This is a genomic window from Klebsiella sp. PL-2018 (genome assembly GCF_019048985.1).
In the GTDB taxonomy this organism is placed as follows: Bacteria; Pseudomonadota; Gammaproteobacteria; order Enterobacterales; family Enterobacteriaceae; genus Klebsiella; species Klebsiella michiganensis.
In genome coordinates, this window is the sequence record NZ_CP077673.1 from 1 (window position 1) to 15,492 (window position 15,492).

Genomic DNA, 15,492 nt, shown 5'->3' on the forward strand with positions numbered 1-15,492 from the left:
TCACGAGGATAATGTTCTGATTAAATTGGAAAAATCTTCTTTGATATCGTGGCTTTCTTCACGCAGTTGCTCAATCTTACGGCAAGCGTGCAGGACGGTGGTATGGTCGCGGCCGCCAAACGCATCGCCGATTTCCGGCAGACTGTGGTTGGTCAGCTCTTTTGCCAGCGCCATCGCCATCTGGCGGGGGCGCGCCACCGAACGGGAGCGGCGTTTAGACAGCAGGTCCGCTACCTTAATTTTGTAATACTCCGCCACCGTCTTTTGAATATTGTCGATGGTGACCAGTTTTTCCTGTAAAGCCAACAGATCGCGCAGCGCTTCGCGTACGAAATCGATGGTGATCGCCCGGCCGGTAAAGTTGGCGTTGGCGATAACGCGGTTCAGCGCCCCTTCCAGCTCACGTACGTTAGAGCGCAGGCGCTTGGCAATGAAGAACGCCACTTCGCCCGGCAGGCGGATGTCGTTTTCATCGGCTTTTTTCATCAGGATCGCCACGCGGGTTTCCAGCTCAGGCGGCTCGATCGCAACCGTCAGCCCCCAGCCGAAGCGTGATTTCAGACGATCTTCAACCCCGTTGATCTCCTTCGGATAGCGATCCGACGTCAGGATGATCTGCTGATTGCCTTCCAGCAGGGCGTTAAAGGTGTGGAAAAACTCTTCCTGCGAGCGCTCTTTATTAGCAAAAAACTGAATGTCATCGATCAGCAGTGCGTCAACGGAGCGGTAATAGCGCTTAAATTCTTCAATGGCGTTGTTTTGCAGGGCTTTTACCATGTCCTGTACAAAACGCTCGGAGTGCATGTAAACCACTTTCGCATTGGGTTTACGCGCCACAATTCCGTTACCCACCGCATGTAAAAGGTGCGTTTTACCCAGGCCGGTGCCGCCATAAAGAAACAGCGGGTTGTACGCGCCGCCGGGATTATCCGCAACCTGACGCGCCGCCGCGCGAGCCAGCTGGTTGGATTTACCTTCGACGAAGTTATCAAACGTATGTTTGACGTTGACGTTAGAGCGGTAGGTCGGTTCTGCCGGCGCCGGAACGTTATCCCAGCCCGGACGCACGATAGTGGGCGCAACGCGCGCCGTCTGGATCTGCTGCGCAGGTGCTGCGGCCGCAACGCTTACCGTACCTCTCTGCATCTGAACGGCAGGCTTAGCGCCCACCTCAAACCGCAGCTGTGGGGCATCCGCACCGCAAAAATCATTGAGGAGTCCATTGATATTATTGAGGTATTTATCCCTTACCCAATCGAGCACAAAACGGTTTGGCGCATACAGTGCCAGCGTGTTATCGCTCAATTCCGCCTGCAAAGGGCGTATCCACATGCTGAATTCTGTGGCTGGTAACTCATCCTGCAATCGGGCAAGACACTGCTGCCAAAGCGAAAGTGACACGGCGGACTCCACTCGAACAAAAATCGATATATAAAGAGAAACTGAAACAATCGTGATTGTTGGCACACGTCGACAAGACCCTGCATAGCCGAAAAGCCCCTGCACAAAAGGGGTGACGTGCGAACCGCTATCTGCGGTTATTACCCGATGCGGATCTCTGGATCCCGATCGGGACCGGGGATCATAGCCTAAACTGAGAAAGAGATCTTGTGTTTCTCAACAGATTCTTCCCGATTTATCCACAGGAAGGATCGAAGCTGGGTAAGTGTAATCGATCCTGGCTGGAGTGGGGCACGATTTCAGCCGCATATTGGAAAAATTAATGAACTATCCTGGTTTTGGGCTTAATCGATCTAACAAAGATCCTTTGCGATCCTTGCGCTTTATCCACCAGGTCGTATAATCCACCACCCGGCGCGTAAAGCCCGTTTTCCGCAGCGTGCCATCGCCTGTTTTTTGTGCGGCAAGGTGCGAGAAATAAGGAAAGAGAATTGACTCCGGAGTGTACAATTATTACAATCCGGCCTCTTTAATCACCCACGCTGAGGCGTAGGCCGTTCGAAATTCGTTCGGATTTACGCGAAAGTCAGTGAAATTATTCAAGTTTAGGTAGAAATCGCCATGAAACGCACTTTTCAACCGTCTGTACTGAAGCGCAACCGTTCTCACGGCTTCCGTGCTCGTATGGCTACTAAAAATGGTCGTCAGGTTCTGGCACGTCGTCGTGCTAAAAGCCGCGCTCGTCTGACCGTTTCCAAGTAATAAAGCTAACCCTGAGTGGTTAAGCTCGCATTTCCCAGGGAGTTACGCTTGTTAACTCCCAGTCATTTCACTTTCGTCTTCCAGCAGCCATTACGGGCTGGCACGCCGCAAATCACCATCCTCGGCCGCCAAAATTCGCTGGGGCATCCCCGCATCGGTCTTACCGTCGCCAAGAAAAACGTCAAGCGCGCGCATGAACGCAATCGGATTAAACGTCTGACGCGTGAAAGCTTCCGTTTACGTCAACATGAACTCCCGCCAATGGATTTCGTGGTGGTGGCGAAGAAAGGGGTTGCCGACCTCGATAACCGTGCTCTCTCGGAAGCGTTGGAAAAATTATGGCGCCGCCACTGTCGCCTGGCTCGCGGGTCCTGATAGGCCTGATTCGGGTCTATCAGCGCCTGATTAGTCCGCTACTCGGGCCGCACTGTCGTTTCACGCCGACCTGTTCTCAATACGGAATTGAGGCATTGCGCAGGTTTGGATTGATAAAAGGCAGTTGGTTGACGGTGAAACGCGTATTAAAATGCCACCCTTTACACCCTGGTGGTGACGATCCCGTCCCGCCTGGACCATTTGATACCAGAGAACACTAACGATGGATTCGCAACGCAATCTTCTTATCATCGCTTTGTTGTTCGTGTCTTTCATGATCTGGCAAGCCTGGGAGCAGGATAACAATCCTCAACCCCAGCAGCAGACCACGCAGACAACGACCACAGCAACGGGTAGCGCCGCCGACCAGGGCGTACCGGCCAGTGGCCAGGGGAAACTGATTACGGTAAAAACCGATGTGCTTGACCTGACCATCAACACCCGCGGTGGTGATGTTGAGCAAGCGCTGCTTCTGGATTATCCGAAAGAGCTGAAGTCAACTGAGCCGTTCCAGCTTCTGGAAACCACGCCGCAGTTTACCTATCAGGCGCAGAGCGGCCTGACCGGTCGTGATGGCCCGGACAACCCGGCTAACGGACCGCGTCCGTTGTATAACGTCGATAAAGATGCGTTTGTGATGGCTGATGGCCAGAACGAAATCGTCATTCCTCTGACGTACACCGATAAAGCAGGCAACGTATTCACTAAAACTTTCACCCTGAAGCGCGGTGAATATGCGGTGAACGTCGGCTATAGCGTGCAGAACGCCAGCGAAAAACCGCTGGAACTGTCGACCTTTGGCCAGCTGAAGCAAACCGCCAACCTGCCGACGCATCGCGACACGCAGACCGGCGGTCTGACGACGATGCACACCTTCCGTGGCGCGGCGTACTCAACGTCTGAAACGAAGTACGAAAAATACAAATTCGATACTATCGTCGATAACGAAAACCTGAACGTCAGCACCAAAAACGGCTGGGTTGCCATGCTGCAGCAGTACTTTACTACCGCATGGGTTCCGCAGAACACCGGTACTAACAACTTCTACACCGCGAATCTCGGCAACGGTATTGTGGCAATCGGCTACAAATCTCAGCCGGTTCTGGTGCAGCCGGGTCAAACCGATAAGCTGGAAAGCACCCTGTGGGTCGGCCCGGCTATTCAGGACAAAATGGCCGCCGTTGCGCCGCATCTTGACCTGACTGTCGACTACGGCTGGCTGTGGTTTATCTCTCAGCCGCTGTTCAAACTGCTGAAATGGATCCATAGCTTCCTGGGCAACTGGGGCTTCTCCATCATCGTCATCACCTTTATCGTTCGTGGCATCATGTACCCGCTGACTAAAGCGCAGTACACCTCCATGGCGAAGATGCGTATGCTGCAGCCGAAGATTCAGGCAATGCGCGAGCGTCTGGGCGACGACAAGCAGCGTCAAAGCCAGGAAATGATGGCCCTGTATAAAGCTGAGAAGGTTAACCCGCTGGGTGGCTGCTTCCCGCTGATTATCCAGATGCCAATCTTCCTTGCGCTGTACTACATGCTGAGCGCCTCGGTTGAACTGCGTCATGCGCCGTTTATCCTGTGGATCCACGACCTGTCGGCGCAAGACCCGTACTACATCCTGCCGATCATCATGGGCGCGACGATGTTCTTCATCCAGAAGATGTCTCCGACCACCGTGACCGACCCGATGCAGCAGAAGATCATGACCTTTATGCCGGTCATCTTCACGGTGTTCTTCCTGTGGTTCCCGTCCGGTCTGGTGGTTTACTATATCGTCAGCAACCTGGTCACCATTATTCAGCAGCAGCTGATTTACCGTGGTCTGGAGAAGCGTGGCCTGCATAGCCGCGAGAAGAAAAAATCCTGATTCTCTTCATTCTTCAAGCCGCAGATGCGTTGGCTTCGTTAGTTCGCCCCGGTCACTTACTTCAGTAAGCTCCAGGGGCCTCTCTAACTTGCCGCCTTCCTGCAACTTGAACTATTTCGAGAATCTACGGTAAAGTTAATGCCAGAGAAGGCGGTCAATAGACCGCCTTTTTTACATCCACATAGAGAGTCACCATGAGCCATAACGACACTATCGTCGCCCAGGCAACCCCACCGGGACGCGGTGGTGTGGGCATTCTGCGCATCTCTGGCCTGAAGGCGCGCGACGTTGCGCAGGCGGTGCTGGGCAAGCTGCCGAAGCCGCGCTATGCCGACTACCTGCCGTTTAAAGACAGCGACGGCAGCGCGCTGGATCAGGGGATTGCGCTGTGGTTCCCCGGCCCGAACTCCTTTACCGGCGAAGACGTGCTGGAGCTTCAGGGCCACGGCGGCCCCGTTATCCTCGACCTGCTTCTGAAACGCATTCTGACGCTGCCGGGCGTGCGCATCGCCAGGCCCGGCGAGTTCTCCGAGCGCGCGTTTTTAAACGACAAGCTCGACCTGGCACAGGCAGAAGCCATTGCCGACCTGATCGACGCCAGCTCCGAGCAGGCGGCGCGTTCTGCGCTGAATTCGCTGCAGGGCGCATTCTCCACTCGCGTAAACCATCTTGTGGAAGCGCTGACGCACCTGCGCATCTACGTGGAAGCGGCCATTGATTTCCCGGACGAAGAGATCGACTTCCTCTCCGATGGCAAAATCGAAGCCCAGCTAAACGACGTTATCGCCGATCTTGACGCCGTGCGCGCCGAAGCGCGCCAGGGTAGCCTGCTGCGCGAAGGGATGAAGGTCGTCATTGCCGGGCGGCCGAACGCCGGGAAATCAAGCCTGCTGAACGCGCTGGCGGGCCGGGAGGCGGCTATCGTCACCGATATTGCCGGTACCACCCGCGACGTGCTGCGGGAGCATATCCATATCGATGGTATGCCGCTGCACATCATTGATACCGCCGGCCTGCGCGATGCGAACGATGAGGTCGAACGTATCGGCATCGAACGCGCCTGGCAGGAGATTGAACAAGCCGATCGCGTGCTGTTTATGGTCGATGGTACCACCACCGATGCGACCGATCCGGCAGATATCTGGCCAGATTTTATCGCCCGTCTGCCGAAAAACCTGCCGATTACCGTGGTGCGCAACAAGGCGGATATCACCGGAGAAACGCTGGGGCTGAGCGAAGTGAATGACCACTCACTTGTTCGCCTTTCGGCGCGTACCGGCGAGGGCGTAGACGTGCTGCGTAATCATCTCAAGCAGAGCATGGGCTTTGAAACCAATATGGAAGGCGGCTTTCTGGCGCGCCGCCGCCATTTGCAGGCGCTGTCCGACGCCGCAGAGCATCTTCAGCAGGGTAAAGCGCAGCTGCTGGGCGCCTGGGCTGGCGAGCTGCTGGCGGAAGAGCTGCGCCTGGCCCAGCAGAGCCTGAGCGAAATCACCGGCGAGTTTACCTCCGACGACCTGCTGGGACGCATTTTCTCAAGTTTCTGTATCGGTAAATAAGCTCAGTATGTGAGCATTGACTAACCCGCATTAACTGATTGTTAATGTGGGTTTTTATTGTTTGTACTGGCGCGTAGTCGTGCGGGACCATCCGCGATTTTGTATTCTGAATTAAAAACGCTGTGTCATTGTTCACTTTTTACGCTAAAAATCACATCAAATGTTTAGCGGCAAGCAAAAGAACTCACGAACTGCACCTGCATAAATCATATCGAGATTTCATTACTGACCGCCTGCGGTCTGATGAAAGCACAGCGCGATAACCTGACAGGGCAGAAAAATATCTACCCTGTCATTTTCATTCATATGAGAGGGTATAAGTCGCCGTCGCATTCACTGTTCCGGGAACCACATCGCCTGTTCTGTAGAATCTGGCGCCAAGGGTAATCACTTCGCTGGTCTGTGAATTTTCGATAATTGTCCAGGAACTCCCGAGTGGGACAGGCCTGTTGTTATTGTTGGGCTCCAGTAATTGCGTACCGACCCCCTCCGCGGTACCGGTATTTACCATGACCGTGTTATTGTCACTTACGCTGGTGCCGTCAATCTGTATTATTACTTTCGTACCGCTGATACAACTTAGCGGGATATTGAGTCCAACCTGATTAGCCGTTGAACCCACAGAAGGTAAATCCGCCCGGTCAACCGTACCCAAAGAAAGCGTAAAATCTGTAGCGCCATCTACTGTGCAGGATTGAGCCGTCAAATTTCCCGTAATATGAATATTGCCCCCGTCAGCCTCAGCTAATGACGCTATCGCTAGCAGTAACAAAGGGAGAAAAAATAAACGCAGAAACATATTCATTCTCCTTAATCATAATCAAGCGTGTAGGTGGCGCTGGCGTCAACGGAGCCCGGGGTTAAGTCGCCCGTGCGAATATAACGCGCGGCGAGCGGTATTTTTGCCGTCGTCCCTGAGCTGGTAATCGGCGACCAGCGGTAATTCAGATTGACCGGGTGATTACCGCCGCCATGCAGATCCATCACCTGCACGGAAAGTCCTTTAGCGGTGCCATTATTCTTTAATATACTGGTATCACTGGTGCCAGGTTCCTGTGTGCCGCTAAGGGTAAAATAGACATTCGTTCCGGCAGTACAGCTCAGCGATATATCTTTTTCACTGCTCTCTCCCCAAGTGCTCCCGACCGAAGGCAGTTCGCTTTTTTGCACATCATCAAGCGTAAAACTCAGATCCGAGCCGCCGGAGAGGGTACAGCCGCTGGCCGACAACGTGCCAGTGAAATTAATATCGATATTTGCCGACCCCTGGTTGCCGTTCGCCTGACCGTAACCAACCTTTCCGGAGAGCGTACCGCCGCTTACCGAGTCGGCGATTTTAATTAAATTAAGCTTTGGGGTAATCGACATATAAATCATCGCCCCCCAACCGATACTGTCATCGGTTAACAGCTTTATTGACGAGCCGCTGGTTATCCAGCCGTTGCCCGAGGCCCCTTTCGTATCCGACATGCTGGCGCCAAGCTGAACGCCAACGCCGGACAAATTGGTTTTAAAAGTCAGTCGGCCGTTATAGGTTCCCGCCGAAGCCAACGACGAATAGAGATAACCATAAAAGTATTTCTCTACCGTAAATGAGGATTCACATGACGCAAACTGAACCGAATCAAACGTTTTATCGCCGCCGGTAATCGATTGTCCAACGGCCAGATCCGGCGACACCGATATCGTTTTCAGATCAACGCTCGTTGAGGCAACACTCGAGTAACACTCTGAAGCCCAGACATTCAGCGATAGCGTGCAAGCGCATCCAGCCATTACCGCCTGGCGAAAAAACCGTGTGTTTGCCTCGCGCTGCCCTGTCAACGGCGGCCTGCATGTTGTTCTGTTTTTCATTTCACCACCTTTTCTCTACTGACATTGCGCATCAAGATTAATTACGCCAGTTTTTTCACCCTCTTGTGGCAGCTGATAATGGGCATGGCACTGCGCATTTTTTCCTTTGCCCCACTGTGCCAGGATGTCGCCCTGCTGCGGCATCCCGGTCAGATACACTGAACCGCCGTCGCTAACGATGCTGTTGACGCTGTCGTCCTCTGCCAGCGTGACGGTGGCGCCGAAAGGAACGTCCGTATTCGCGTGATGCAGATGCATCAACACCCTCGCGCCGATATGCGTTTTAAACCCCGCCAGTACAATCGCCCCTTCCGTCGGCACCACCTGCGCCGTGGAGCTATCGACTTCCGCATTGTCGGCCAGGGTGCTGGTATCAAGCCTTACCGTCGTGCGGCGATACGGCGTGAGATAAGGTACGATGGCATAACCGCGCCAGTCGGTGCTGACCCCGGTGCCGTTTTCCACGGTCACATCGCTGACCCCCGGCGAGCGCACCAGCGCCAGCGACTGGATATCCTCACTCAGCGACTGCGAAAAGGTGACGCCGTAAGGGTGCACCACCACTCCGCCCTGCACGCCATAGTTCACCTGCCTGCTGTCCGGATCGTAGTTGTAACCCATGTTCGCTTCGCCCGCGCGACCGGTATAATCGACGGATAGCGTGCCGTTATTGCCGGAATTTTCATGGTTACTGTAGCCTTCCATCACGCTATAGCTAAGGTTCGAATCCTTCAAAGCCGTACCGTACAAGCTGACCTGCTGGGTGGTGTCTCCGTGGCGGTTAGTGTTGAGGCTGTATCCGGCATAGGCTTTCGGCAGCCATTTACTCAGCGGGATGCTGATATTCAACGCGCCCTGATGGTCGTCCTCTGTTCCCGGCATGCTGCTGAAGGTGTCGTTCAGGCCCAACGTCATGCCATCCCAGCTGGTGTCGTAGCCGAGGGACAGGTTTCGCTCATATCCACCTTCGTTCCAGTAATCCTGCTGGTAGCCGCTCGCATAAAGCGATCCCCAGCCCTCTGGTAGCGACTGACTGAGTGACAGCTGCCAGCGGGAACGTTTGTTATGGCTTAAGTCAAATTCATCCTGGTCGTTCAGATCGTCATCGTGAGAATCATTGACGATTAGATCCGCCGCATCCTGAAAGCTGTAGTAGCCCTTAGTGGAATAACGGTATGCCGCCAGCGTGATCGTTGAGCCGGTGCTGAGCATACTTTTTGAGTACTGGGCGCGTATGGACTGCCCCTCTTTGTGCTCGTCATTGCTCAAATCGGCCGAGGAATAGGCCCCGTCAAAGGAGATGGAGCCCAGTTCACCGAGGGTGAATCCCATCCCCAACAGCCCGTTCTGGTAGCTATCCGCCAGCTGCGTACCGCCGTATATCGTCATATCGTACGGTAGGCCGTAGATCAGCGTCATCTGGGCGAACTTCGGCTCCTGACCATCGCTGTTGCTGCGGTATTTACCGCCGGTGAAGTCATACTTAAGATGCCCTTCGCGCTGCATGATTGCCACGCTGGAGAACGGCTGGACGAAGCTGCGTTCGCTGCCGTCTGACTCTTTAATCGTTACCAGCAGGTCGCCGTTTGTGGAGTTTGGGTAGAGATCGTCGATCTTAAACGGCCCCGGCGGTACCTGCTTCTGGTAAATCACGCTATTATTCTGGCGAATGGTGACCGTCGCGTTGCTGGTTGCAATGCCATGTACCGTTGGCGCAAAGTTGCGCAGACTGTCAGGCAGCATGTCATCGTCTGAAGAAAGCTGGACGCCGCGGAACGTAAAACCGTCGTAAACATCGGAAGGAGTGGTCGCATCGCCCAGCGTTAACAGCCCCTGTACGGCCTGCACGTCGCGTTGTAAAAAGGTGTTGATGGAGCTCCAGTCGCTTTCGCTGCTCCCGCCGCTGCTAACGTCTTCGCCGCTTGTGGTGTCGTGATATTCCGGCGATTTGCTGTAGGTCCAGGTGCTGTAGTTTCGCAGCCGCCACGCGCCCAGGTTAATGCCGCTGTGCAGGTTCAGAAAATAGCTATCTTCCCTTCCAGAATCGTTCTCGTCGCGCCAGGTGTTTGAACCGTTAAAGTCATAGCCCAGCAGCAGCGCCGGCACTCCTTCATCCCACAGCGTCGGGCTGACGGAATCCTGCGCCGCGCTGTTGACGTCAGCCTGCGGTATGGTGAGATCCAGACGCATCTGGCTGTAATCGAGTCTGATCTGGCTATCCGGGACGGTTGCAGCCAGATCGTTGATACTGTTCTTGTTCCGCAGCGCATCGATATCACCAATCTTAATACCCCACTGCGCCAACAGCGCGGGGGTCACCACAGGCGTAAGCTGCCCATGTTTATCCTGCACAAAGTCCAGCGTTTGCGTGTCAACCTGCTCATGGTTCACATAAACGTCTACGTGGTAGCGACCCGGTAGCTGTGAACCGGGTTGGGAAAACTGGCTGAGATCAACGTTAAGTTTGGGTCCACTGGTCTCCAGCGCCGCCATATCGAACTCATCCTGAGCCAGCGCGCCCTGCGTTCCATACAGCGCTAAAATAATAATGCAGGCAAGCGGTTGTAATAAAAAAGCGCTGCTTTTGCCCGCTACGTCTATGGATGGTTGAGACATGATTACCCTTTCCCGTCCAGAACCAACGATCCTGCGCCATAATCATTGATATATTGCCAGGTGATTTTCCCGCCTGTCCCTGCCGGAATGGTGTAATCAGTCGAACCGTGCGGCGCGACCATGGTAAACGCCGTATCGACCACTTTGTCACCGACGTTCAGCTTAAAGAAGCTCAGATACCAGGGGGTTGGATTGGTGACGGTCAGCTTGTTGCCCGTCCTGTGAAAACCGATCGCCTCCATTGCCTCACTGGTGGGATCGGCAACGCCTTTGGGACGATAAAAAAGTTTGATTCGGTTTTTCAGCGAAAAGCGCAGCACGTTCTTGCCCTTATCCGCCGGATTGTTTGCCGGTATCGCCTTCACATCCAGCCAGTAAACGCTTTCCCGATCTGCCGGAAAATTCCCCCCTGTTCTGACAACGCGAATCGTATTTTCTGAACCAGCATCCAGTCGAAACAGCGGTGGCGTAACGGTAAAGGGCAGCGAACCGGTGGTACCAGGACGATCTCCTTTCGGGCCTTTGTCATCGACAAAACTTTGAATAAGGTAGGGAATCTGACCGTTAGCGCTGTTCATCACCTGAATGGACGCTTCCTTATCGCCGCCGTGATAAACCAGTCTCGTACCGCCGATAACGACCCCTGCGTGCGCAGATGTTACGGCGCACATCGCAGCCGCCAGCAGACCGTAAATAACTGACTTTCTCATGAACCGTTGCATCCTCTTTCCTAATCGTTTGAAAACAAGGGCCTCCGTGCCCTGGCGTTCTCCCTGATACGGAGGGTTACTGGTAGCTGATGGTGTAGTCAGCGTGAGAAACCAGCGTACCGGCAGTTGCGGTATCAGCCACAGCAACCATACGAGCGGTGAATGGAATATGTGCTTCGGTAGTGGTAGCGTCCGCCGTCAGGAAAGAGCTAACGTCGACAGCAGAAGACGGGCTGACTTTGGCTGCAGATGCGTCGTACAGCTGAACGCCAACATTAGTAGCCGCGCCGCTGTCGCTGGACTCATTTTTGAACGCCGTGTTCATAGAGCCATCGGCATTGCCAGTAAAAGTCACGCTTGCTGCGGTAACCGTATTCGGGCAAGCGGTGAGATCCAGCGTAAAGTTCGTTGCCGGACCGGTGTCGCCAGCTTTCGCCAGATCAACCGTGTTCACGGTACCCAGGTTCAGGGTTGGGTTTGTCTGATCGTTGATATCCACGGTGCAACTGTCGGCAGTAACGGTACCGACGAAGTTGATCGTTCCATCAACCGCATGAGCCACACCCATCCCTACGCTGAACAATGCTGCCACAGCAGTCATTACAAATTGCTTTTTCATTATTTAATCCTTAATAAAAATATAATCATTACTCATTCATTCTTTTAAAATAGAACCATACAACGGTTCATTCAGGGAAGAATGACCCCTAAATACATTATTTAAGATGACAAACAGCGGAGTAAAATATTGAAAAAGAAAGCCCATGGCGCATTTCAATCAGCACCCTAATGCTTACACGCCAACTTCCTTATGTAATATTAATCTGCAAAAGATTATGAAATAGAACCCCCAACCATCTCAACAGAATATTTCATCCATTATTGGACTTCGCTCAACACCCCGAAAAAAACATCAAAACCACCAAAACATTTATTAAAAAACAACAAGATACATAAAAGCACTCAACTATCATTTTACCCCCCCCTGGTTATCCCAGTTCTAATATGTTCAGGTACTTGCTCGCTTTCTCTTAACGCACTACAAAATAACGCTTCACAACATTGCCTTTTTATACAGCCGAGCGTCGAGATTCCAGCATCGATCATGGCTGCTCTTTAAATAAAAAGTTGAATGCAGGCGGCTCTCAACCATCGCCTATTTATGGGGTCAGGATAAATGCAAAAAAAATATTATACGAGCCTCCAAAGCAGGGGTTCATAACACTCGGGGAGTCACTACTCGTATGCCATATGACGGTAGGTACTTGTGCCTTGAACAGCGCTTGCTCTGTTCCCGTAGGGGCGAGGTCTTAGGCCGAGTAACAAAGCCAACGCACATGCAACTTGAAGTATGATGGGCATAAACAGATAGTTGCGGAAAAAACACACCCTATCAGCAGGGCATCAGAAATGAGATTAAATAAAGCGTACTCACTCGCCTTAACATCCTGTTAAAGCGGGTTAATTATTTTCCTTTAGCGTCTTCACGGCGTATCGCTTTGTCTATTACCCTTATCGGTACTCCCACTTACCGGATACGACAATGATGGCTGATTACACGTTTATTGATACCGTCCCTTCGGCGGAAGATTTTTGTCGCCTGCGCGTCATATCAGGTATGTCGCCGCGCCCGCTGGAAGGCGCCCGCGCGGGTCTGCCGCGTAGCTGCTACGGCGTGCATGTCCTCTATGCGGACGTGCCCGTTGGTATGGGACGCATCGTCGGCGACGGCGCGCTGAACTTTGAAATCGTCGACGTCGCCGTGGACCCGGCCCATCAGGGAAAAGGTCTCGGTCGCCAGATCATGCAGAAAATCGTCTCCTGGCTGGATGAAAACGCGGTTAAAGGGGCATACGTCTCGCTGGTGGCGGATGTTCCCGAACTGTACGCCAAATTTGGGTTTTCCTGCGTCAGGCCAGAAAGTGAAGGTATGGCAAAGATCTGGAAATAATGCGGGACGCGATCGCTTGATTGGAAATATCAAAAAGCGATATAAAAACAAATAATTAAATTATCGCTGCACATCTTTCAACCGTTTTTCCTCCCAGGAAATCGTTGTTGTCCAAATGGCAACTCGTACTCCCGCACGAACCCCACTATTCTGTACCGCATTCTTATGCGAGGGGTTCTATGGCACGCTTTCTTATCTGCAGTTTTGCGCTGGTTCTGCTTTATCCATCCGGCATCGATATGTATCTGGTCGGTCTACCGCGCATTGCGCAGGATCTGGGGGCCAGTGAAGCGCAGCTGCATATCGCCTTTTCGGTTTATCTGGCGGGAATGGCCGCGGCGATGCTGTTTGCGGGTCGTATCGCCGATAAATCAGGGCGCAAGCCGGTGGCGATTTTCGGTGCCGTTGTCTTCATACTGGCCTCCCTTCTCTGCTCGCAGGCGCAGGTCAGCGCCCACTTCCTGGCTGGGCGTTTTATTCAGGGGATTGGCGCGGGCAGCTGCTACGTCGTCGCCTTTGCGGTGCTGCGCGATACCCTCGACGATCGCCGCCGGGCGAAGGTGCTTTCCCTCCTTAACGGTATCACCTGCATTATTCCGGTACTGGCGCCGGTACTCGGCCACCTGATTATGCTGAAATACCCGTGGCAGAGCCTGTTCTATACCATGACAGGCATGGGCGTTCTGGTGGGACTGCTCTCGGTCTTTATCTTGCGGGAAACGCGTCCCACAGCCGCGCCACATGCGGCGATGCAGCAAAATAATGTCCCCGAGTCGCTGCTTAACCGCTTTTTTCTCAGCCGAATTATCATAACCACCCTGAGCGTGACGGCTATCCTGACTTACGTTAACGTCTCCCCGGTGATCATGATGGAAGTGATGGGCTTCGATCGCGGCACCTATTCCATGGCGATGGCGCTAATGGCGCTTGTTAGCATGGTGGTGTCGTTCTCAACGCCGTTCGCTTTGACGCTATTTAAGCCCCGCACCCTGATGCTGACCTCGCAGGTGCTGTTCTTTATCGCCGGCGTGCTGCTGAGCCTCTCCACCAGCCAGACGATGACGATGCTGGGTCTGGGACTGATTTGCGCCGGGTTCTCCGCCGGCTTTGGCGTAGCAATGAGTCAGGCCCTTGGGCCATTCACCCTGCGCGCCGGCGTGGCGAGTTCTGTTTTGGGAATTGCTCAGGTCTGCGGCTCTTCACTGTGGATTTGGCTGGCGGCTATCATCGGACTCAGCGCGATGAATATGCTGATCGGGATACTTATTGCCTGTAGCATAGTGAGCATTGTTCTGATTATGGTCACCTCTCCGGCGCGGGCCGCGCAACGCTATGAAGAAACCCCTGTCGAGTCTCGATCTTAACCTGCTGCTGTGCCTGCAGCTCTTAACCCAGGAGCTCAGCGTCACCCGCACGGCGAAACGGATGAACGTTTCGCCGTCGGCAGTGAGTAAATCGCTGGCCAAACTGCGCGCCTGGTTTGACGATCCGCTGTTTGTCAAAACGCCTCTGGGGCTGTCACCCACGCCGCTGATGAGCAGTATGGAGCAGGATCTGGCGGACTGGATGCAGATGGGTAATCAGATCCTCGATAAGCCTCATCACACCATGCCGAGCGGGTTAAAGTTTGAGCTGGCGGCAGAGTCGCCGCTGCTGATGATCCTGCTGAATACGCTTTCACAGCGGATCTACCAGCGCTATCCGCAGGCGCTGATCCGCCTGCGTAACTGGGATTATGATTCGCTGGATGCGATTATTCGCGGTGAAGTCGACATCGGTTTTTGCGGCCGGGAAACCCATCCTCGCTCCCGTGAACAGCTCAGCCTGCTGCCCTGGTATATCGATTTTGAAATCCTGTTTACCGATCTCCCGCAGGTATGGCTGCGCGCCGATCATCCCGCGCTGAACGAGGAGTGGAATCTGGACACTTTCCTGCGTTATCCGCATATCAATATCTGTTGGGAACAAAGCGATACCTGGGCGCTGGATGATGTTCTGCACGATCTGGGGCATAAACGCACCGTGGCGTTGACCGTCCCGGGTTTTGAGCAGTCGCTGTTTATGGCGGCCCAGCCTCATCATACGATGTTGGCCACCGCCCCGCGCTATTGCCAGCGTTACAATCAACAGCACCATCTGCCGCTGGTTTCACTCCCGTTGCCGCTGGAGCCGTCCCAGCTGGAGAAAATACGCGTCCCCTTCACCCTCCTGTGGCATAAGCGCAACAGCTACAATCCGAAGATCGTCTGGCTGCGAGAAACGCTCAGGCAGCTCTATACTGAACCGCTCTAGCGTTGGATTAGCCCGTCTTGCGCAATAAATTGTAAAATTTATGCAATTTATTGCGCAAGGGGTGATTTCCGCATTAAAACCTGGCAATTCTGAGCGATAATA

Annotated in this window: 14 protein-coding genes; 8 read left to right on the forward strand and 6 right to left on the reverse strand. The window is 53.7% G+C overall.

From position 1 onward, the window contains the following. Entirely contained in the window at positions 1 to 1,401 is a 1,401-nt protein-coding gene (dnaA, locus tag MKleb_RS00005; protein ID WP_004871826.1) for a chromosomal replication initiator protein DnaA, read from the reverse strand. A gap of 621 nt (positions 1,402 to 2,022) precedes the next feature. Here dnaA and rpmH point away from each other — a divergent pair. The 5 genes from rpmH (at position 2,023) to mnmE (ending at position 5,967) form a co-directional block, all read left to right on the forward strand. Continuing rightward, positions 2,023 to 2,163, forward strand: coding sequence for a 50S ribosomal protein L34 (rpmH, locus tag MKleb_RS00010; protein WP_004871828.1), 141 nt, complete (start codon positions 2,023 to 2,025; stop codon positions 2,161 to 2,163). Positions 2,164 to 2,178: 15 nt separating this feature from the next. Continuing rightward, on the forward strand, positions 2,179 to 2,538 hold the full coding sequence (gene rnpA / locus MKleb_RS00015; protein ID WP_004871829.1) for a ribonuclease P protein component: 360 nt from the start codon (positions 2,179 to 2,181) through the stop codon (positions 2,536 to 2,538). Continuing rightward, positions 2,502 to 2,759, forward strand: coding sequence for a membrane protein insertion efficiency factor YidD (yidD, locus tag MKleb_RS00020; RefSeq protein ID WP_004871831.1), 258 nt, complete (start codon positions 2,502 to 2,504; stop codon positions 2,757 to 2,759). Before rnpA ends, yidD begins: the two co-directional genes overlap by 37 nt. Positions 2,760 to 2,761: 2 nt before the next feature. Beyond that, positions 2,762 to 4,408: a membrane protein insertase YidC gene (yidC, locus tag MKleb_RS00025; protein ID WP_004855708.1), complete on the forward strand. Its 1,647-nt coding sequence runs from the start codon at positions 2,762 to 2,764 to the stop codon at positions 4,406 to 4,408. A 194-nt stretch (positions 4,409 to 4,602) separates the two neighbouring features. Next, the gene (gene mnmE, locus MKleb_RS00030) at positions 4,603 to 5,967 is read left to right on the forward strand and encodes a tRNA uridine-5-carboxymethylaminomethyl(34) synthesis GTPase MnmE (RefSeq protein WP_025107558.1); all 1,365 of its coding nucleotides are present in this window, start codon (positions 4,603 to 4,605) and stop codon (positions 5,965 to 5,967) included. 298 nt (positions 5,968 to 6,265) lie between these two features. Here the strand turns inward: mnmE and MKleb_RS00035 are convergent, their stop codons facing one another. The 5 genes from MKleb_RS00035 to MKleb_RS00055 form a co-directional block, all read right to left on the reverse strand. Next, positions 6,266 to 6,766: a fimbrial protein gene (locus MKleb_RS00035; protein WP_025107557.1), complete on the reverse strand. Its 501-nt coding sequence runs from the start codon at positions 6,764 to 6,766 to the stop codon at positions 6,266 to 6,268. 11 nt (positions 6,767 to 6,777) lie between these two features. Continuing rightward, entirely contained in the window at positions 6,778 to 7,647 is an 870-nt protein-coding gene (locus MKleb_RS00040; RefSeq protein WP_025107556.1) for a fimbrial protein, read from the reverse strand. Between the two features lie 189 nt (positions 7,648 to 7,836). After that, the gene (locus MKleb_RS00045; RefSeq protein WP_217076387.1) at positions 7,837 to 10,437 is read right to left on the reverse strand and encodes a fimbria/pilus outer membrane usher protein; all 2,601 of its coding nucleotides are present in this window, start codon (positions 10,435 to 10,437) and stop codon (positions 7,837 to 7,839) included. Between the two features lie 2 nt (positions 10,438 to 10,439). Next, the gene (locus tag MKleb_RS00050; protein WP_025107554.1) at positions 10,440 to 11,147 is read right to left on the reverse strand and encodes a fimbrial biogenesis chaperone; all 708 of its coding nucleotides are present in this window, start codon (positions 11,145 to 11,147) and stop codon (positions 10,440 to 10,442) included. Positions 11,148 to 11,223: 76 nt separating this feature from the next. Continuing rightward, on the reverse strand, positions 11,224 to 11,766 hold the full coding sequence (locus tag MKleb_RS00055; RefSeq protein ID WP_025107553.1) for a fimbrial protein: 543 nt from the start codon (positions 11,764 to 11,766) through the stop codon (positions 11,224 to 11,226). Positions 11,767 to 12,690: 924 nt separating this feature from the next. On the opposite strand from MKleb_RS00055, the gene MKleb_RS00060 reads away from it, so the two are divergent. From MKleb_RS00060 to yidZ, 3 genes are all read left to right on the forward strand, one after another. Continuing rightward, entirely contained in the window at positions 12,691 to 13,098 is a 408-nt protein-coding gene (locus MKleb_RS00060) for a GNAT family N-acetyltransferase (RefSeq protein WP_048262966.1), read from the forward strand. A gap of 179 nt (positions 13,099 to 13,277) precedes the next feature. After that, positions 13,278 to 14,462: an MFS transporter gene (locus MKleb_RS00065; protein ID WP_025107551.1), complete on the forward strand. Its 1,185-nt coding sequence runs from the start codon at positions 13,278 to 13,280 to the stop codon at positions 14,460 to 14,462. After that, entirely contained in the window at positions 14,431 to 15,390 is a 960-nt protein-coding gene (gene yidZ, locus MKleb_RS00070; RefSeq protein ID WP_025107550.1) for an HTH-type transcriptional regulator YidZ, read from the forward strand. Before MKleb_RS00065 ends, yidZ begins: the two co-directional genes overlap by 32 nt. The last annotated feature ends 102 nt before the right edge of the window (positions 15,391 to 15,492 follow it).